Raw genomic sequence first — 18,261 nt, 5'->3', positions numbered from 1 at the left:
GGGGGGACCCTGTGGGAGAGTAGGACGCCGCCGAACTATTTTTGAAGAAAACCCCCGTAACGGATGAGAATCCTGTTACGGGGGTTTTCTGCGTTTAGGGTCGAGCTATGCGATACGACCTGGTCATCTTCGACAACGACGGCGTTCTCGTCGACAGCGAGCCGATCTCCAACAAGCTTCTCGCCGGCTATCTCACCGAACTCGGGCACCCCACCTCGTACGAGGAATCTCTCAGGGACTACATGGGTTCTGCCATGCACCGTGTGCACGATCTTGTCGAGGAGCGGACCGGGCAGCGGCTGCCCGAGGAATTCGACGATGTTTTTCACGGGCGGGTATTCGCCGCCTTCGAGCGGGAGCTGGAGCCCGTGCCCGGGGCCTTGGAGGTCCTGGAGAAGTTGGTTGCCGATGGAGTGCCGTACTGCGTGGCCTCCTCGGGGAGTCACGAGCGGATCCGCGTCGGGCATCGCAAGACCGGACACGACAAATGGTTCGATGACGGCCGAATCTTCAGTTCGCAGGATGTCGGGCGGGGGAAGCCGGCGCCGGATCTCTTCCTGTACGCGGCCCAGCGCATGGGTGTGGCGCCGGAGAGGTGCGCGGTCGTGGAGGACAGTCCGCTGGGCGTCCAGGCCGCCGTGGCAGCCGGGATGGACGTGTACGGGTTCACGGCCATGACGCCCGCGAGCCGGTTGAGGGCGGCCACCGAACTCTTCGGAAACATGCGGGAGTTGCCTGACCTGCTCACATGACATCTCCGTACGAGACGCCCTGACATTTGTCATCGCGAGCTCCGGACGATCGTTTCTGTTGGGCGGAGGGGGTCCTCCACGAAGCTGAGTGCATCGAGAACGGGACGTACACAGTGACGACGGAGGGAACCCGATCATGAACCAGCTCGTTGTGCAGACACCGGTCAAGTCCGCTGACGCGGCTGCCGCCCCGCAGAGCGACCGTGCGGCCCTCCTGGGAAGTCTCAAGCCGCTGGTCGTGGACGTAGTCGTGCCGATGGCGTCGTACTACGTGCTGAGCAAGGGGTTCGGCATGAGCACGCTGGCCGCTCTGGGGTGGAGCAGTGTGCTGCCGGCGCTGCGGACCGTGTGGGGGGTGCTGCGGGATCGGCGGCTCAATGTGCTGGCCGGAGTCATCCTCGTCGTCAACATGATGGGGCTGCTGCTGAGCACGGTGACGGGCGATCCTCGGCTGATGCTGGCCAAGGACAGTGGGATCAGCAGTGTCGTGGGCGTCTCGATGCTGGCGTCGGTCGTGGCCGGCAAGCCGCTCCTCACGTCCGCGCTGAAGCCCTTCGTGACCAAGGGGGATGCCGGGCGGATCGCGGCCTGGGAGCGGCTGTCGGCGGGGCCAGGTCGCTTCGTGCGGGCCGAGCGGGTGTTCACGGCGGTGTGGGGCCTGGCGCTGGTCACGGAGTGCGTGGTGCGGATCGTGGGGGCGTACACGCTGCCGGTCGACACGATGGTCTGGCTCGGCAATGTGATCATGGCGGGCGCCGTGGTCCTGGCCATTCGGTTCAGCGGGCGTCTGGCCGTGGGGCCGATGGAGCGGATGGTCGAGGAGGAGCTGGCGAGCGGCCGGGCTCACGTGGAGCGCGTCGCCTGACACGGCTCCGGTACGTCCGCAGCGCACACCCTCTTCCCGGTCGCCCGATGACGGCGGCCGGGAACTTTCGTTCGAGGTGCATCGAGATCCATCTACCCACGGGTAGTTCTGGGGCATACGCTGTGCGGCCATGACGGAAGTGCTGCGGCGTGGCAGAGGTTCGCTGGCGTTCAGTTTCTTGGTGCAGGGTGCCGCGTTCGCGCTCCTGGTGACTCGAATACCGGCTATCCAGGATCAGTACGGCATATCTGACGGGCTGTTGCCCGTCTTTCTCGCTGCGGTGCCGATCCTGGCCGGCGTCGGGAGCGTGTGTACCGAGAAGTTGGTCAAGAGGGTGCGGCCCAGCCGGGTCCTGCGGTGGTCGCAGCCGGTCGTGCTGCTGGCTCTGCTCGGGGTCGGGGCGGGGGGCTCGCTGTGGCAAGTGGCCCTGGCGTTGGGGGCGTTCGGGCTCGCGGTGGGCGCGCTGGACGCGTCCATGAACATGCTCGGGGTGAGCCTGCAGAGGGCGTACGGGCGCAGCATCATGCTCGGGTTTCATGCGGCGTACAGCCTGGGCGGGATCATGGGGGCGTCGCTCGCGTGGGTGGGGGCACACTGGGAGCTCTCGCTGTTCGTGTCGTATCTGCCGGTGGTCGTGCTGCTGTTGCCGGCGGCGTTCGTGGGGAGTCGCTGGTACGTCGACGGGGAGAGCGGCGCCGGTGAGGGTGCTCAGGGCGCCTCGGGTGGCCCGGTGGTGTTCAAGCTGCTGTTGCCGCTGTGTCTGGTGATGACGTTCGCGTACATCGGGGATTCGACGGTCTCCAACTGGAGTGCGAAGTACCTCCAGGATGTGCTGGGCAGTTCGGAGCAGTTGTCGACGGTTCCGTACAACGTCTACATGGTGATGACGCTGGTGGGGCGGGCGCTCGGGGATCTTGGGGTGCGGCGGTTCGGTGCGGTCGTGGTGGTGCGGTTCGGGGCCGTGGTCGCGGCGCTCGGGTTCGCTGTCGTGGCGGTGGCGCCGGGGCCCTGGGTGGGGATGCTCGGGTTCACGCTGCTGGGGCTCGGGCTGTGCGTGATCGTGCCGCAGACGTTCGCCGCAGCGGGCAGGCTCTTCCCGAACGCTTCGGATTCGGCGATTGCCCGGCTGAATGTCTTCAACTATGTGGGATTTCTGATCGGTTCGCCCCTTGTGGGCGCTCTGGGTGATGCGTGGAACTACCGGGGGGCGATGCTCGTTCCCATGGTGTTGGTGCTCGTGACGCTCGTGTACGCCCGGTCCTTCGCCCCTGCAGCGGACCGATACGGTGACGGGCATGAGCGGCCGCGCACAGCTGATGTGGGACGAGGCAGTAACGGGCTATGACTTCGGCCCGGATCACCCGATGGATCCGGTCCGGCTGGCCCTGACGAGGAGTCTCGTCGGGGCTCTTGGGCTCGATCGTGAGGTGGACGTCGTCGCCGCCAAGCGGGCGGGTGAGTCGACGCTGCGGCTCGTGCACCGCGAGGACTATGTGGAGGCGGTCAAGGCCGCGTCCGCCGATCCGGCTTCGGCGGACGGGGCCTATGGGCTGGGGACGGTCGACGATCCGGCCTTCGCCGGTATGCATGATGTGTCGGCGCTGATCGCCGGGCAGTCCGTGGGCGCGGCGGAGGCCGTGTGGCGGGGTGAGGCGCTGCACGCGGTGAACTTCGCGGGCGGGCTGCACCATGCGATGCCTGGGGGTGCTTCCGGGTTCTGTATCTACAACGACGCGGCGCTGGCCATCGCTCGTCTCCTTGAGCTGGGTGCCGAGCGGGTCGCGTACGTGGATGTGGACGTGCACCACGGGGACGGGGTGCAGGCGGCGTTCTGGGAGGACCCGCGGGTGCTCACCATTTCGCTGCACGAGCATCCGCGGACACTGTTTCCGCAGACCGGGTGGCCCGAGGAGACGGGGGCCGACGGTCCGGCGGAGGGGTCGGCGGTCAATGTGGCGTTGCCGGCGGGGACCGGGGACGCGGGATGGCTGCGGGCTTTTCACGCCGTCGTGCCCGAGTTGCTGGCGGAGTTCAGGCCGCAGGTCCTGGTGACGCAGCACGGGGCCGATACGCACTTCGAGGACCCGCTGGCGCATCTGGCGGTGTCGCTCGACGCGCAGCGCGCCGTGCAGGTCGCCTGTCATGAGCTGGCGCACGAGCATGCGGACGGACGGTGGGTCGCGCTGGGCGGTGGCGGGTACGCCGTGGTGGACGTGGTGCCGCGGTCCTGGTCGCATCTGGTGGGGATCGCCGCCGGGCGCGAGGTCGCGCCCGGGACGGTGGTTCCGGAGAGCTGGCGGCAGGAAGTGTTCGCCAGGACACGGCAGTTGGCTCCCACGAGGATGACGGACGGGCGGTGGCCGGTCTCGTACGCGGAGTGGGAGTCGGGGTACGACCCGGCGGACCGGCTCGACCAGGCGGTTCTGGCGACTCGGCGTGCGGTGTTCCCGCTGCGCGGGCTGTTGCCGTAGCGGTGTGGGGGCGGGCGGCCCGTGAGGGTACGGGGCGTTACGCCAAGTGTGGGGTGTTTTCGGGGTTTTAGGGGTGGCGGGGACCCCAATGCGCCAGCATCACACGGGTGTTGAGCACCGGAGCGCTGCGTGCGCATCTGCTGGCCGCCCATCTGGCCGGGCCCGTTGCGACCTCCCGCGAGGTGAGTCTGCGCAGCTATCGGCTCTTCGCGGCCAGGGATCCCCGGATACTTCTGGGCCTCGACCCGGAGTGGAGCTGGGGGCAGCGGGATCTGCTCGCGCTGATGGCCGACAGGTGCGGGGTGTCGGGCGATCCGGGGGACACCTCGGGGTTCGATGTGATCGATCCGGAGCGGACGCTGGCCGCGCTCGACGCGTTCGCGAAGCGGCTCGGTGAGGCCGCGCGGGGTCGTGTCCCGGTGCTGTTCGGGACGGGTCACCCGCATCGACTCCTCGGTTTCTACGCCGCATTGGCGGACGCCCTGTCGGCGGCGGGATGTCCCGTCCTCACCCCCGCGCAGGGTGAGAGTGTCGACATAACGACCCGGTTCGGTCTACGCACGTACGACCTCGACTACGTCCATGGAGTCGCGCTGGTGCGGGAACCCGGCGCGCGTGAGCCGGGGAGTGAGACCGGCGCACACACCCACTCACCCCTCCCGGTTCGCACGGTGCTCGCGGCCGCCGCGCAGGCCGGCGGGCTGCTGCCGGAGCTGGTCGTGGGCGACCATGGATGGGTCTGCGGCGCAGGTCAGTTGGGGTTCGATGCCATAGGGCTCGCGGATACGGATGATCCCGCGCTGTTCGTGGGGGAGGCCGAGGGGCAGGTGTCCGTAGTCGTTCCGCTTGATGACGCTGTGCGGTCTGATTACTACCGACCGCTTACTCGCTATGTACTCAATCGAGCGTGTCTGTCACAGTAGGCGGCCATCCGCTGCTCCTCTTCCCCACTCGCACCACACGCCCCTAGTCTGGGGAGTGAGCACGCAACGACGTTGAGTCACCGGAAGGGGAAGCCGGTGGCCGTCGAGTGCGGAAGGTTCAGGTGTGTCATGGCTGCTGGTGAGAGTAGGCCTCTGAACGAGGTGCAGTTCCTGACCGTGGCGGAAGTCGCCTCGGTGATGCGAGTCTCGAAGATGACCGTGTACCGGCTGGTGCACAGTGGTCATCTGCCCGCGATCCGGGTCGGAAGGTCTTTCCGAGTCCCGGAACAAGCGGTTCACGAGTACCTCCGCGAGTCCTACGTGGGGGTGGGGACAGCCTGACGGCATCCTCCGGGATCCCTCGATTACAGGCTCAGCGCTGGGCCGGGTAGGCTAGGCCGACGTAGGTCGTGTGGGCCCAGACGCCCCGCACCGAGTGAAGAGAAGTGAGCGAGGGTAGTCGTGGGCTCTGTTATCAAGAAGCGGCGTAAGCGGATGGCCAAGAAGAAGCACCGCAAGCTGCTGAAGCGCACCCGCGTGCAGCGTCGCAACAAGAAGTAGGCGACCGCTGCAACAAGCGCGCTCTGTGGCCCCTCCACCGTCCGGTGGAGGGGCCACAGTCGTTCCACGGGCCTTATGAGGCCGCTTTCGCGGGGTTGTGTGGGAGCGTAGGGCCACGTCCCGGCGACCTCGGTCTGTACGTACGTCTGTGGCTGTCGTCACTTCCTGCATCGTGTGGTCATCACAGCGCAACATCGACCCGCTAACGTGGCGGCGAGAGCCAGGCGGTGCGGAACTGGGGCGCGGCAGGGCTGCGACGGAAGGTAGGCGCTGATCTTGGGCAAGGTCGTGCTCGTGACCGGGGTGGCCCGGCAGCTCGGGGGCCGTTTCGTACGACGCATCCAGCGTGATCCCGAGGTGGACCGGGTGATCGCTGTGGACGCGGTGGCGCCCGCGCATCATCTGGGGGGTGCCGACTTCCTCCAGGCGGACATACGGCAGCCGGCGATCGCCCGGGTGCTCGCGGAGCACTCCGTCGACACGGTCGTCCACCTGGACGTCACGGGCACCCCGCTGGCCAGCGGTGGCCGGGGCTCCGTCAAGGAGACCAACGTCATCGGCACGATGCAGCTGCTCGGCGCGTGCCAGAAGTCGCCGACGGTCAAGCGGCTCGTGGTGAAGTCCAGTACGAACGTGTACGGGTCCGCGCCGCGCGACCCGGCCGTGTTCACCGAGACGACGCCGCCCAAGTCGCTGCCCAGCGGCGGCTTCGCCAAGGACGCCGTGGAGGTCGAGGGGTATGTGCGCGGGTTCGCCCGGCGCCGGCCCGACGTCGCGGTGTGCGTGCTGCGGTTCGCGAACATCCTCGGTCCCGCCGCCGATTCGCCGCTCGCCGAGTACTTCTCGCTACCGGTCCTGCCGACCGTCCTCGGCTATGACCCGCGGCTGCAGTTCGTGCACGAGGACGATGTCATCGAGGTGCTGCGGATCGCGTCGCACGAGCCGGCGCGGGGGACGCTCAACAGCGGCACGTTCAATGTCGCCGGTGACGGCGTGCTGCTTCTGTCGCAGTGCTCGCGCCGGCTCGGGCGGCCGACGGTGCCGGTGTTCCTGCCGGCCGTGACCTGGGTGGGATCCGCCCTGCGTACGCTGGGCGCGACGGACTTCTCGCCCGAGCAGATCAGGCTGCTCACGCACGGGCGGGTCGTGTCGACGGCCCAGATGCGCGAGACACTGGGCTATCGGCCCGAGTACACGACGGCGGAGACCTTCGCGGAGTTCGTCCGTGGCCGCGGGCCCGGACTTCTGCCGCCGGAGGCCCTCGCGGGGGCCGTCGACCGGATCGCCTCGCTGCCCTTCCTGGGCGGCGGTCACCCCCCGACGCAGAGCGCCAGCTGAGGAGCGCATCAACGATGGCGGATGCCAAGGTCATTCCGTTCGACGACGACCGGTCGCGGGCCGGCGTAGGCAAGATGGTTCCGCGCCGCCGTGGCGCGAGCGGCCGGCGCAAGGGCGAGCCCGCGGCCGTACGCGAGGTCGCGCCGCTGCCCGAGCAGCAGGACCACGAGCCGTCAACGCCCGCCACCGCGCGGGAACCGGACCCGCGGGAGCGGCCGACGGCCGGCGGCGGCCTGGACCGGCGCATCGCGGGCGGCCTCGCGTTCCTGCGGCGGCGCCTGACGGGCGATTACGACGTCGACGAGTTCGGCTACGACAAGGAACTCACCGACCAGGTCCTGATGTCCCTGGTGCGGCCCCTGTACGAGAAGTACTTCCGGGTCGAGGTGAAGGGCATCGAGAACATCCCGGCGGACGGCGGTGCGCTGATCGTCGCCAATCACTCGGGGACGCTGCCGCTGGACGGCGTGATGATGCAGGTCGCCGTGCACGACAATCATCCGCAGAACCGGCATCTGCGGCTCCTGGCCGCGGACCTCGTGTTCATGCTGCCGGTGGTCAACGAGTTGGCGCGCAAGGCCGGTCACACGCTGGCCTGTGCGGAGGACGCGCAGCGGCTTCTGGAGCGGGGCGAGCTGGTCGGCGTGATGCCGGAGGGGTTCAAGGGCATCGGCAAGCCGTTCAGCGAGCGGTACAAGCTCCAGCGGTTCGGGCGTGGCGGGTTCGTCTCGACGGCGTTGCGCGCCGGGACGCCGATCGTGCCGTGCTCGATCGTCGGGGCGGAGGAGATCTACCCGATGATCGGCAACGCGAAGACGCTGGCGCGGCTCCTTGGCTTCCCGTACTTCCCGATCACGCCGACGTTCCCGTTGCTCGGTCCGTTGGGTGCGGTGCCGTTGCCGACGAAGTGGACGATCCAGTTCGGCGAGCCGATCCCGACCGACGGCTTCCCGCCGGAGGCGGCCGAGGATCCGATGCTGATGTTCAACCTGACGGACCAGGTCAGGGAGCAGATCCAGCACACGCTGTACAAGCTGCTGGTGCAGCGGAGGTCGGTGTTCTTCTGACGCCGGCTGCGGTCCGGGGGAAGTGTCCGTAGGGGCATAGGGACATACGTGAAGGGGGCGGTCACCGGATTCGGTGGCCGCCCCCTTCACGTATCACGTGACGGAGGGACTAGTCCGCGTCCTCGCTGTCGATTCCCAGGCCGGGCAGCAGGCCTGGGAGGAGGGGCGGAAGTGTGACGTCGGGCTTCGGGGTGGTGTGTTTGCCTTCGGACGGGGTGGGGCTGGTGTCGTCCTTGGGCGGGTCGAGGAGGCCGCCGGTGGTGTCGCCGAGGAGGCCGTCGTCGTGGGTTCCGGAGGAGGACGGTCGGGGTGTGCCCGAGCTGTCCTGGTGGCCGTGCGAGCCTCCGCCGGCCGTCGGGGTGGAGCGGTCGTCGCCGGAGGAGCCGGGCGTCCTGTCGTGGATGCCGGGCTGTCCGCCGGTGCGGCCGTTCTTTTCGGGGGCCTGCGGGAGCAGGGACCGTAGCGGGTCGACCTCTTGGTCTATGGCGTCGAAGACCGAGCTGACCTGTTCGCCCACGTCGCCGAGTTGTACGGGCAGGCGGTCGCGCAGCGCGTCCCAGTTCTCGCGGTGGGACCGGGTGAACGACGACAGGGCCTGGATGGGGCCGAGCGAGCCGTCCCTGCGGTAGGCCTCGAGGAGCAGACGGTGGCCCTCGGAGGCGTCGTACTGGACGCCGGAGAGTGTGCGCCTGACTTCGCCGAGGGATTCGTGGTCGAGCTGTCCGCTGCGGCCGCGCTCCATGAGCCGGCGCGCTTCGCTCAGGCGGGTGGAGGCCTGGTCGAGATAGATCCGGCCGCGGTCGGAGTCGCCGTCGGCCATGCCGAGTTTCAGGTCCTCCATCCCGCGTTTCAGTCCGTAGAGGTGGTCACCGGGGAGGGCGTCGGAGCTGGCAGCGGCGACGCCGCCGAAGGCTCCCGCGGCGACACCGACGGTGAGGCCGCCGGCCGCGATGCCCTTGGACAGGCGTGAGCGGGGTCGCAACTTCCGCAGCGGGCTCGCCCGGTGAGCGCCCTTGCGCGCGCGCTGCTCGGGCACGGAAGGGCCTGGGCCCGCACCCCCCGCAGCCGTGCCTTCGAGCAGCATGGCCTCCATGGCGGCCACGAGCTGGGCTCGTTGAACCACCTTGACCTCGGGGTCAAGCTCAGGCTTGGGCAGCTCGTCCAGTCCGGTCGCCAGAGCCAACAGCTTGCCCTGCTCGCCTTGTTCGGCGGGGGGCTCTTCTTGCTGTACGGCCGCAGCTTCCCGGTCGGACTGCTCCTCCAGGGCCTGGGCGAAGGCGTTCGCCCGCCGGTGTGCCGATACGTTCGCGATCACTGGCGGCACCTCCTCTCGTCATGACGGTCGACTCCCCAGGGGGTCCTGAGGGTTGCACGCCCTGAGCGCTTCCACACGATCGAGTGAGTGGAAGCAGTCGGGGAGTGACCACAGGGAGCCTGCATCCCGCATAACGAGCGACGCGGCACTTGGGTTACGGACGGCGGATGATCGGACCGCGATCCCATCTGCCCCTCACGGAAGGTGAGTTGACGGCTACGGAGCGACGCGGCGGGTGGGGTGGGCCCCACCGGTCGCTAACGGGCGTCGTCCGGGAGCAGGCGCGCCAGGGTGCGAACGGCGCGGTACTGGAGCGTCTTGATCGCGCCCTCGTTCTTGCCCATGACCTTGGCGGTCTCGGCGACCGAGAGGCCCTGCAGGAAGCGCAGGGTCACGCACTCCTGCTGCTGGGGGTTGAGCCGGTGCACCGCGTCGAGCAGGGCGGCGTTCGACAGGGACTCCAGGACGGAGTCCTCGGGGCTGCGCTCGACCTCGTTCGCGTCGAGCATTTCGCCGGTGGTCACTTCGAGGCGGAAACGACTCGACTTGAAGTGGTCGGCGACCAGGTTCCGCGCGATCGTGACCAGCCAGGCGCCGAAGTCGCGCCCCTGCCAGGTGAACGTGCCGATGCGGCGCAGGGCCCGCAGGAAGGTCTCGCTGGTGAGATCCTCGGCCGTCGCCTTCCCGCCGACGCGGTAGTAGATGTAGCGGTAGACGGTGTCGCTGTACTGGTCGTAGAGACGGCCGAACGCGTCGGCCTCGCCCGCCTGGGCGCGCTCGACGAGATCCATCATGCGGGCGCTGTCGCTGTCCGCGGCGGGGCGGCGTGCGGTGGACGTACCGGCGGAACCGGAGCGTGCTCGTCTTCCGACCGTGGTGCTCCCGTCAGCCAGGGCATAGCAAGGACCGGTAGGGCCGTTCGCGGCGGGTGCCGCGACGGCGAGGGCGGGGACGGCGTACGCGGTGGGGACGAAGCCGCGCAAGCGGTCGGAGACCGTTGCGCGCAGCGTAGCCAGGCCCGAGGCGTCAACCCCGACGTGTGGGTACACGGGACTCCCAGAGGCAGAGCTTCCATCACGTGCAGTGCGGGACCGTTCACTCGTCGTGTTGACGCGTGGGTACCGGTTTGCGTCTGAGGAGAATAACGCTTCGTGCAGGGAGCGCTACACCCAGTTGCTCAAATCACCGATTACGTCGCTTCCGTAACTGAACGGAGTCGATTCAAGTACCGGAGAGTGACCACTTGTTGATCGGATTAGGTCATGTTCCGTCTGAGCGCGGGGCGTGTTGTGGCCGAGTTGAACCAACGGGACTGGCGGGAGCCGTGCGGGGGTAAGGGGATGCGATTGGCGCTCCCGCCCGGGAGCGCCGCGGGTCAGCGGCGACGCCGGTGCAGGGCGACCGCCGCGGCCGTGCCGCCGGCCAGTGCGCCGACTCCCGCCGCGGCCGGGATGCCGACCTTCGCGGCCTTGCGGCCCGTGCGGTAGTCGCGCAGCCGCCAGTCACGTTCGCGTGCGTGCTTGCGCAGTTTGGCGTCCGGATTGATCGCGTACGGATGTCCTACGAGCGACAGCATCGGGATGTCGTTGTGCGAGTCGCTGTACGCGGCGCAGCGGTTGAGGTCGAGGCCCTCGGCCGCGGCGAGCGCGCGGACGGCCTCGGCCTTCGCGGGGCCGTGCAGGGGTTCGCCGACGAGCTTGCCCGTGTAGACGCCGCCGACGGACTCGGCGACCGTGCCGAGGGCGCCGGTCAGGCCGAGGCGGCGGGCGATGATCGTCGCGGTCTCCACGGGGGCCGCGGTGACGAGCCACACCTTCTGGCCCGCGTCCAGGTGCGCCTGGGCGAGGGCGCGGGTGCCGGGCCAGATGCGCTCGGCCATGTACTCGTCGTAGATCTCTTCGCCGATGGACATCAGCTCGGCGACGCGGTGGCCCTTGACGATGGACAGCGCGCTGTCGCGGGCGTCCTGCATGTGCTCGGGGTCCTCGACCCCGGCGATTCTGAACCAGGCCTGCTGCCAGCCGAACTTGACCAGTTCGCGGCGCTGGAAGAACTTCCGTTTGTAGAGGCCGCGCCCGAAGTGGAAGATCGCGGCGCCCTGCATGACGGTGTTGTCGAGGTCGAAGAAGGCGGCGGCCCTGTCGTCGCCGACGACAGGGAACTCCGTTTCCGGGGTGCCTTCGTCGGGCTGTGTCGCCTCGCCGAGCTGTTCCAGCTCCTGTGACGACTTGCGGGCGGCCTCGGCCGAGGCCTCGCCAGCCAATACGCTCCGCGCGGTGGCGGAGCGCCTACGGGGTGTGAGCCATCCGAGAGCGGCCATGTCGTGAGCATAGCCAGTTTGTTCGGTGGTTCCGGAGTCGTGGGGATTCGGCGTTGTGAACTCTCCGCGACCGAGCCGTTAAACAACTGGCGGGAGAGGTGCGCCGGGAGGCCTCGGCGGAGCGAGAATGGCCGGTATGAGCCCCATTTTTCGCCGGAGCGAGAAGAAGAGCCCCGAGGAGCGCCTGGTCACCCTGGTCGGGAAGCCCGGCTGCCATCTGTGCGACGACGCGCAGGAGGTGATCGAGAAGGTGTGCGGCGAGCTCGGCGCGTCCTGGGAGAAGAAGGACATCACTCAGGACGAGGAGCTGTACCGCTTGTACTGGGAGCAGATCCCCGTGGTGCTCGTGGACGGAGCACAGCATGACTTCTGGAAGGTGAACGAAGATCGACTTCGGCGTGCGCTGACGGGCTGATCCGCCGGTGGTCCGCGGGGGAGTAGCGACCGTCACTGACCGAGCAGTCCAAGTGGTCCGGAAAGTCGCTTAGGATCGGGGGCGGTTTGGTCTCGGGGGCGCGGATCGTAGAGGAGAGTGTGCGGTTTTGCCCCCTGCAAGCAGGCAACGAAGCGGCTTGCGCGCCGGTTCCATATGCGCGCGCCAGGGGCGCGTGACCCCGGTCACGTTGCCCGGGCAAATCGGACACCATCTTTGTGCACGCGTTCACAAAGACATAGCCTGCATTCGACGGGGCGGTCCTGGGACGTACGACCGCCCGCAGCCCCGCTCTACCCGCAGGAGCACCGTGGCAACTGGCCGAACTCACCGACCGGCGACCCGCAGCCGAGGAATTCCCGAGGCCACCGTCGCCCGCCTTCCGCTGTACCTCCGGGCCCTCACCGGCCTGTCGGAGCGCTCGGTTCCCACGGTCTCGTCCGAGGAGCTCGCGGCCGCCGCGGGGGTCAACTCCGCGAAGCTGCGCAAGGACTTCTCGTACCTCGGCTCGTACGGCACCCGCGGTGTGGGCTACGACGTCGAGTACCTCGTCTACCAGATCTCCCGCGAACTCGGCCTCACCCAGGACTGGCCGATCGTGATGGTCGGTATCGGTAATCTCGGCGCCGCTCTGGCCAATTACGGCGGGTTCGCCTCCCGTGGCTTCCGCGTCGCCGCCCTGATCGACGCCGACCCGGCGATGACCGGCAAGTCCGTCGCGGGCATGGCCGTGCAGCACGCCGACGACCTCGAGAAGATCGTCGACGACAACGGCGTGTCCATCGGCGTCATCGCGACGCCCGCGGGCGCGGCCCAGCAGGTCTGCGACCGGCTCGTCGCCGCCGGTGTCACCTCGATCCTCAACTTCGCGCCGACCGTCCTGTCCGTGCCGGACGGCGTCGACGTGCGCAAGGTCGACCTCTCCATCGAGCTCCAGATCCTCGCCTTCCACGAGCAGCGCAAGGCCGGCGAGGGCCAGGACGACACGGCGGAGGAAGTCGGCACCGAGACCCCGGCCGCCGCGGCGAAGCCGGCCCGCAAGGGACCCGACGGGGACGTCCCCGCCGTGATGCAGGCATGAGTCTCCTCGTCGTAGGCCTGAGCCACCGCAGCGCCCCCGTGAGCGTCCTCGAGCGCGCCGCGCTCTCCGCGGACGCGCAGGCGAAGCTGCTCCAGGACACGCTTGCCGCGGAGCCCGCCGTCGAGGCCTCGGTGCTCTCGACGTGCAACCGCATCGAGCTGTACGCCGACGTGGACAAGTTCCACGCGGGTGTCGCCGAGCTCTCGACGCTGCTCGCCCAGCACAGCGGCGTCGGTCTCGAGGAGCTCACTCCTTATCTTTATGTGCACTACGAGGACCGGGCCGTCCACCACCTCTTCTCGGTGGCGTGCGGGCTCGACTCGATGGTCGTGGGCGAGGGTCAGATCCTCGGCCAGATCAAGGACGGCCTCGCGCGCTCCCAGGAGCTGCACACCGCGGGCCGTCTCCTCAACGACCTGTTCCAGCAGGCCCTGAGGGTCGGCAAGCGGGCCCACTCGGAGACCGGGATCGACCGTGCGGGCCAGTCCCTGGTCACGTTCGGCCTGGAGCAGCTGGCCGCCGGGCGCCCCGTCGACGAATGGGCCAAGGACAAGCGAGCCCTGGTGATCGGTGCGGGCTCGATGTCGTCGCTGGCTGCGGCGACGCTCGCGCGCGCCGGGGTCGCCGAGGTCGTCGTCGCCAACCGCACGCTGGAGCGCGCCGAGCGTCTCGCGCAGATCCTGAGCGAGCCCGGCGGTGCCGGGGTGGCCGCGCGAGCGGTTTCCATGGACGCCGTCGGCGACGAACTGACACGTGCCGATGTCGTCGTCTCCTGCACCGGAGCGACCGGCCTCGTCCTGACCGAGGCCCAGATCCTGCGCGCCACCGAGGGGCGTACGGGCGGGCTCTCGCTCCTCGACCTCGCGATGCCACGCGACATCGACGGCGCCGCGCACCGCATCGGCGGCGTGCGCTTCGTCGACATCGAGTCGCTCGCGGAGGCCTCGGCCGACGTGCCGATGGCCGCCGACGTGGACCAGGTGCGGGGCATCGTCTCCGACGAGGTCGCCGCGTTCGGCGCCGCCCAGCGCGCCGCGACCATCACGCCGACCGTCGTCGCCCTGCGCACGATGGCCGCCGACGTGGTCACCGGCGAGATCGCGCGGCTCGACGGGCGCCTGCCGGAGCTCGACGAGAAGCAGCGCGCGGAGATCACCCAGACCGTGCGGCGCGTCGTGGACAAGCTCCTGCACGCGCCGACCGTACGGGTCAAGCAGCTGGCCGCCGAACCCGGCGGTGCCGGGTACGCGGACGCGCTGCGGACCCTTTTCGACCTCGACCCGGAGGCGGTGGCCGCCGTCTCACGGGCCGATCTGAACGAGCTGAACGAGCCGGTAGCCAAGAATCGAGGCCGGGCATCATGACGGACAGGGCACTCAGGCTCGGGACCAGGCGCAGCAAGCTCGCCATGGCCCAGTCGGGGCGCGTGGCTGAGGCCGTACGGCAGGTGACGGGACGGCCCGTCGAGCTGGTCGAGATCACCACGTACGGCGACACGTCCCGCGAGCAGCTGGCGCAGATCGGCGGTACCGGCGTGTTCGTCGTGGCGCTGCGCGAGGCGCTGCTGCGCGGCGACGTCGACTTCGCCGTGCACTCCCTCAAGGACCTGCCGACCACGCCCCACCCGGACCTCACGCTGGCGGCCGTGCCGCTGCGCGAGGACCCGCGCGACGTACTCGTCGCCCGCGACGGACTGACCTTCGCGCAGCTTCCCGAGGGAGCGCGCATCGGTACCGGTGCGCCGCGCCGCATGTCGCAGCTGAACGCGTACGCGCGCAGCCACGGCATGCACATACAGACCGTGCCGATCCGCGGGAACATCGACACCCGCGTCGGTTACGTGCACAACGGGGAGCTCGACGCCGTCGTGCTCGCCGCCGCCGGACTGAACCGGATCGGCCGCATCGGGGAAGTGACGGACTTCCTCGCGGTCGACACTGTTCTGCCCGCCCCCGGCCAGGGGGCTCTGGCGGTCGAGTGCTCCGCGTCCAACGCGGACCTCGCCGCCATGCTCGGAGAGCTCGACGACTCGTTCACGCGAGTCGCCGTGACCGCCGAGCGATCCCTGCTCGCCGCCCTGGAGGCCGGCTGCAGTGCACCTGTGGGCGCACTGGCCGACCTGCTGGCCGACGGGCAGATTGCCAACGAAATGCGCCTGCGTGGCGTCGTCGGTACGACCGACGGCTCCGAGCTGGTGCAGCTGTCCACCACCGGTCCCGTGCCCGAGACGGAAGACCAGGCGCTGGCGCTCGGTCGCGAACTCGCTGCCGAGATGCTCGCCAAGGGCGCGGCCGGTCTGATGGGGGAGCGAGCACTTTGAGCCCCACCACCTCTGACCCTTCGGCCACCTGGGCAACCGGGCACGTCACCTTCCTCGGTGCCGGTCCCGGAGATCCAGGACTACTGACACTGCGCGCCGTGGAGGCGCTCGCCCGAGCGGATGTGCTGATCGCCGAGCCCGAAGTGCTCGACGTCGTCCGCACACACGCGAAGGCGGGCGTGACCGTCCTCGGCGCGGAGAGCCCGGGCGCACCCGGGCAGACGGCTGCTGACGATGCGTCAACTGCCGTCGCAGTCCCCACGTTGAGGGACTGCGCCAATCTTGCCATGGAGGCCGCGCGGGGCGGCAAGCGGGTCGTACGTGCCGTCAGCGGCGACCCCGGACTCGACACCGACGCGGGCGGGGAGATGCTGGCCTGTGCGGCCGGCGGGGTCTCCTTCGAGGTCGTGCCCGGCATCGCGGCGGCTGTCGGTGTGCCCGCGTACGCCGGTGTTCCGCTGCGGGACGCGCAGGGCGCGGACGTGCGGTTCGTCGACGCCCGTACCGCCTCCGAGCGCTGCTGGACCGAGGTCGGCGCGTCCGACGGCACGGTCGTCGTCTCGACGACGCTCGACGCGGTGGCCGCGGCCGCCGGTGAGCTGGTCGCGGCGGGCCGCAAGCCGGACACCCCGCTGACCGTCACGGTCGCCGGTACGACGACGCGCCAGCGGACCTGGTCCGCGACGCTCGGCACGATCGCCCAGACCTTCAAGCAGACGAAGGTGCTGCCCTCCCCGGAGGGCGGTCGCCCCGTCATAGCCGTGGTCGGCGAGCGTTCCGCGGCCGCTCAGCGCGACCAGCTCTCGTGGTTCGAGTCCAAGCCGCTGTTCGGCTGGAAGGTGCTCGTACCGCGGACCAAGGAGCAGGCGGCGTCGCTCTCCGACCAGCTCACGTCGTACGGCGCCGTGCCGCACGAGGTGCCGACGATCGCCGTCGAACCGCCGCGCACGCCCCAGCAGATGGAGCGCGCGGTCAAGGGCCTCGTCACCGGACGCTACGAGTGGATCGCCTTCACCTCGGTGAACGCGGTCAAGGCCGTGCGCGAGAAGTTCGAGGAGTACGGGCTCGACGCCCGTGCCTTCGCCGGGATCAAGGTCGCCGCGGTGGGCGAGCAGACCGCGAACGCGCTCATCGCGTTCGGCGTGAAGCCCGACCTCGTGCCGAGCGGTGAGCAGTCCGCCGCCGGTCTCCTCGAGGACTGGCCGCCGTACGACCCGGTCTTCGACCCGATCGACCGCGTCTTCCTGCCGCGCGCCGACATCGCCACCGAGACGCTCGTCGCCGGGCTCATCGAACTCGGGTGGGAGGTCGACGACGTGACCGCCTACCGGACGGTGCGGGCGTCGCCGCCGCCGGCGGAGACGCGCGAGGCGATCAAGGGCGGCGGGTTCGACGCCGTGCTGTTCACGTCGTCGTCGACCGTGCGGAACCTGGTCGGTATCGCCGGGAAGCCGCACAACGTGACCGTGATCGCGTGCATCGGCCCCGCGACGGCCAAGACCGCCGAGGAGCACGGGCTGCGCGTGGACGTCATGTCTCCGGAGCCGTCCGTGCACCGGCTGGCGCAGGCGCTGGCCGACTTCGGTGCCAGGCGGCGTACCGCCGCGCTCGAGGCGGGGGACCCTGTGTCCCGGCCGAGCGAGCGACGGCCCGGTGCGCGGAGGCGTCGGGCGGCGCCGTAAGGCGGCTGCTGACGCAGGGAACAGCGGGGGACAGCGGGGGCAACGGGACAGTGAGACACGGAGTGTTGGTGTGACTGAGTACGGATCCTTCCCGGGTGCGCGGCCGCGACGGCTGCGCACCACCCCCGCCATGCGGCGCATGGTCGCCGAGACGCGGCTGCACCCGGCCGACCTGATCCTTCCCGCGTTCGTGCGGGAGGGCATCGGCGAGCCGGTCGCGATCGGGTCCATGCCCGGTGTCGTGCAGCACACCCGGGACACCCTGAAGAAGGCGGCTGTCGAGGCGCTGGAGGCCGGGGTCTCCGGGATCATGCTCTTCGGCGTGCCGGACGACGCGAAGAAGGACGCCCTCGGGACGGCCGGTACGGACCCCGACGGCATCCTCCAGGTGGCGCTGCGCGATGTGCGCGCCGAGGTCGGCGACGACCTCATCGTCATGTCCGACCTGTGCCTCGACGAGTTCACGGACCACGGGCACTGCGGTGTCCTGGACGCCGAGGGGCGCGTCGACAACGACGCGACGCTGGAGCGGTACGCCGAGATGGCGCAGGTCCAGGCCGACGCGGGCGCCCATGTCGTGGGCCCCAGCGGCATGATGGACGGGCAGGTCGGGGTGATCCGCGACGCGCTGGACACCATCGGCAAGGAGGACGTCTCGATCCTCGCCTACACCGCGAAGTACTCGTCGGCGTTCTACGGGCCGTTCCGTGAGGCCGTCGGCTCCTCGCTGACCGGCGACCGCAAGACGTACCAGCAGGACCCGGCCAACGTCCGGGAGTCCCTGCGGGAGCTGGCGCTCGACCTCGAAGAGGGCGCCGACATGGTGATGGTCAAGCCGGCCGGTCCCTACCTCGACATCCTCGCCAAGGTCGCCGAGTCGGTGGACGTGCCGGTCGCCGCGTACCAGATCAGCGGCGAGTACTCGATGATCGAGGCCGCCGCGCAGCGCGGCTGGATCGAGCGCGACCGGGCCATCCTGGAGACGCTCCTCGGCATCAAGCGGGCCGGCGCGAACATGATCCTCACGTACTGGGCGACGGAGGTCGCACGCGGCCTGTGACCGCGCTCGCCCCCTGAACTCCCGCTGCCCCGCCGGTACATGACCGGCGGGGCAGCTTTTTCACGTTCGGCAG

Annotated in this window: 18 protein-coding genes; 15 read left to right on the top strand and 3 right to left on the bottom strand. The window is 69.6% G+C overall.

All coding sequences use genetic code 11. The features are described from left to right. Positions 1-107: 107 nt before the first annotated feature. The 9 genes from ACWFR4_RS35555 (at position 108) to ACWFR4_RS35515 (ending at position 7,977) form a co-directional block, all read left to right on the top strand. Positions 108-752: an HAD family hydrolase gene (locus ACWFR4_RS35555; protein WP_453656042.1), complete on the top strand. Its 645-nt coding sequence runs from the start codon at positions 108-110 to the stop codon at positions 750-752. Positions 753-888: 136 nt separating this feature from the next. Next, entirely contained in the window at positions 889-1,617 is a 729-nt protein-coding gene (locus ACWFR4_RS35550) for a VC0807 family protein (protein ID WP_453466169.1), read from the top strand. A 130-nt stretch (positions 1,618-1,747) separates the two neighbouring features. Continuing rightward, positions 1,748-2,962: an MFS transporter gene (locus ACWFR4_RS35545; protein WP_453656041.1), complete on the top strand. Its 1,215-nt coding sequence runs from the start codon at positions 1,748-1,750 to the stop codon at positions 2,960-2,962. Further along, complete coding sequence (locus tag ACWFR4_RS35540) at positions 2,913-4,088, top strand: acetoin utilization protein AcuC (protein ID WP_453466165.1); 1,176 nt, start codon at positions 2,913-2,915, stop codon at positions 4,086-4,088. The genes ACWFR4_RS35545 and ACWFR4_RS35540 overlap by 50 nt, the downstream gene beginning before the upstream one ends. A gap of 107 nt (positions 4,089-4,195) precedes the next feature. Then, complete coding sequence (locus ACWFR4_RS35535) at positions 4,196-5,011, top strand: phosphatase (RefSeq protein WP_453466163.1); 816 nt, start codon at positions 4,196-4,198, stop codon at positions 5,009-5,011. 129 nt (positions 5,012-5,140) lie between these two features. Beyond that, the gene (locus tag ACWFR4_RS35530) at positions 5,141-5,353 is read left to right on the top strand and encodes a helix-turn-helix domain-containing protein (RefSeq protein ID WP_127832639.1); all 213 of its coding nucleotides are present in this window, start codon (positions 5,141-5,143) and stop codon (positions 5,351-5,353) included. Positions 5,354-5,473: 120 nt separating this feature from the next. Continuing rightward, positions 5,474-5,572 (top strand): 30S ribosomal protein bS22, encoded by a 99-nt coding sequence (locus tag ACWFR4_RS35525; protein WP_003948845.1) that lies wholly within the window; start codon positions 5,474-5,476, stop codon positions 5,570-5,572. Positions 5,573-5,848: 276 nt separating this feature from the next. Further along, positions 5,849-6,910 (top strand): NAD-dependent epimerase/dehydratase family protein, encoded by a 1,062-nt coding sequence (locus tag ACWFR4_RS35520; RefSeq protein ID WP_453656040.1) that lies wholly within the window; start codon positions 5,849-5,851, stop codon positions 6,908-6,910. A 14-nt stretch (positions 6,911-6,924) separates the two neighbouring features. After that, complete coding sequence (locus ACWFR4_RS35515; protein ID WP_453466159.1) at positions 6,925-7,977, top strand: lysophospholipid acyltransferase family protein; 1,053 nt, start codon at positions 6,925-6,927, stop codon at positions 7,975-7,977. A 109-nt stretch (positions 7,978-8,086) separates the two neighbouring features. Here the strand turns inward: ACWFR4_RS35515 and ACWFR4_RS35510 are convergent, their stop codons facing one another. The 3 genes from ACWFR4_RS35510 to ACWFR4_RS35500 form a co-directional block, all read right to left on the bottom strand. Further along, positions 8,087-9,292 (bottom strand): DUF5667 domain-containing protein, encoded by a 1,206-nt coding sequence (locus ACWFR4_RS35510; RefSeq protein WP_453466157.1) that lies wholly within the window; start codon positions 9,290-9,292, stop codon positions 8,087-8,089. Between the two features lie 257 nt (positions 9,293-9,549). Continuing rightward, positions 9,550-10,341 (bottom strand): ECF subfamily RNA polymerase sigma factor, BldN family, encoded by a 792-nt coding sequence (locus ACWFR4_RS35505; RefSeq protein ID WP_100599392.1) that lies wholly within the window; start codon positions 10,339-10,341, stop codon positions 9,550-9,552. A gap of 326 nt (positions 10,342-10,667) precedes the next feature. Then, a complete protein-coding gene (locus ACWFR4_RS35500) occupies positions 10,668-11,612 on the bottom strand; it encodes an HAD family hydrolase (protein ID WP_453466156.1) in 945 nt (314 codons plus the stop codon). A gap of 127 nt (positions 11,613-11,739) precedes the next feature. Between ACWFR4_RS35500 and ACWFR4_RS35495 the strand changes: the two genes are divergently transcribed. From ACWFR4_RS35495 to hemB, 6 genes are all read left to right on the top strand, one after another. Continuing rightward, on the top strand, positions 11,740-12,027 hold the full coding sequence (locus tag ACWFR4_RS35495; RefSeq protein ID WP_326711772.1) for a glutaredoxin family protein: 288 nt from the start codon (positions 11,740-11,742) through the stop codon (positions 12,025-12,027). Between the two features lie 328 nt (positions 12,028-12,355). Beyond that, the gene (locus tag ACWFR4_RS35490) at positions 12,356-13,126 is read left to right on the top strand and encodes a redox-sensing transcriptional repressor Rex (RefSeq protein WP_453656039.1); all 771 of its coding nucleotides are present in this window, start codon (positions 12,356-12,358) and stop codon (positions 13,124-13,126) included. After that, positions 13,123-14,490 (top strand): glutamyl-tRNA reductase, encoded by a 1,368-nt coding sequence (locus tag ACWFR4_RS35485; protein ID WP_453656038.1) that lies wholly within the window; start codon positions 13,123-13,125, stop codon positions 14,488-14,490. The genes ACWFR4_RS35490 and ACWFR4_RS35485 overlap by 4 nt, the downstream gene beginning before the upstream one ends. Next, positions 14,487-15,446, top strand: coding sequence for a hydroxymethylbilane synthase (hemC, locus tag ACWFR4_RS35480; RefSeq protein WP_453466152.1), 960 nt, complete (start codon positions 14,487-14,489; stop codon positions 15,444-15,446). Before ACWFR4_RS35485 ends, hemC begins: the two co-directional genes overlap by 4 nt. After that, positions 15,443-17,128: a uroporphyrinogen-III synthase gene (locus ACWFR4_RS35475; protein ID WP_453656037.1), complete on the top strand. Its 1,686-nt coding sequence runs from the start codon at positions 15,443-15,445 to the stop codon at positions 17,126-17,128. The genes hemC and ACWFR4_RS35475 overlap by 4 nt, the downstream gene beginning before the upstream one ends. 70 nt (positions 17,129-17,198) lie before the next feature. Continuing rightward, positions 17,199-18,188: a porphobilinogen synthase gene (gene hemB / locus ACWFR4_RS35470; protein WP_453466148.1), complete on the top strand. Its 990-nt coding sequence runs from the start codon at positions 17,199-17,201 to the stop codon at positions 18,186-18,188. The last annotated feature ends 73 nt before the right edge of the window (positions 18,189-18,261 follow it).

Source organism: Streptomyces sp. NPDC055140 (assembly GCF_053607285.1).
Note: the sequence above shows the minus strand (reverse complement) of the source record. Positions and strands in the feature narration are given on the sequence as shown.

Excerpts from the sequence above, each read along its gene's own strand:
- ACWFR4_RS35555 (WP_453656042.1), top strand. The coding sequence starts at position 108 with ATGCGATACGACCTGGTCATCTTCGACAACGACGGCGTTCTCGTCGAC.
- ACWFR4_RS35550 (WP_453466169.1), top strand. The coding sequence starts at position 889 with ATGAACCAGCTCGTTGTGCAGACACCGGTCAAGTCCGCTGACGCGGCT.
- ACWFR4_RS35545 (WP_453656041.1), top strand. The coding sequence starts at position 1,748 with ATGACGGAAGTGCTGCGGCGTGGCAGAGGTTCGCTGGCGTTCAGTTTC.
- ACWFR4_RS35540 (WP_453466165.1), top strand. The coding sequence starts at position 2,913 with ATGAGCGGCCGCGCACAGCTGATGTGGGACGAGGCAGTAACGGGCTAT.
- ACWFR4_RS35530 (WP_127832639.1), top strand. The coding sequence starts at position 5,141 with ATGGCTGCTGGTGAGAGTAGGCCTCTGAACGAGGTGCAGTTCCTGACC.
- ACWFR4_RS35515 (WP_453466159.1), top strand. The coding sequence starts at position 6,925 with ATGGCGGATGCCAAGGTCATTCCGTTCGACGACGACCGGTCGCGGGCC.
- ACWFR4_RS35500 (WP_453466156.1), bottom strand. The coding sequence starts at position 11,612 with ATGGCCGCTCTCGGATGGCTCACACCCCGTAGGCGCTCCGCCACCGCG.
- ACWFR4_RS35495 (WP_326711772.1), top strand. The coding sequence starts at position 11,740 with ATGGCCGGTATGAGCCCCATTTTTCGCCGGAGCGAGAAGAAGAGCCCC.
- ACWFR4_RS35485 (WP_453656038.1), top strand. The coding sequence starts at position 13,123 with ATGAGTCTCCTCGTCGTAGGCCTGAGCCACCGCAGCGCCCCCGTGAGC.
- hemC (WP_453466152.1), top strand. The coding sequence starts at position 14,487 with ATGACGGACAGGGCACTCAGGCTCGGGACCAGGCGCAGCAAGCTCGCC.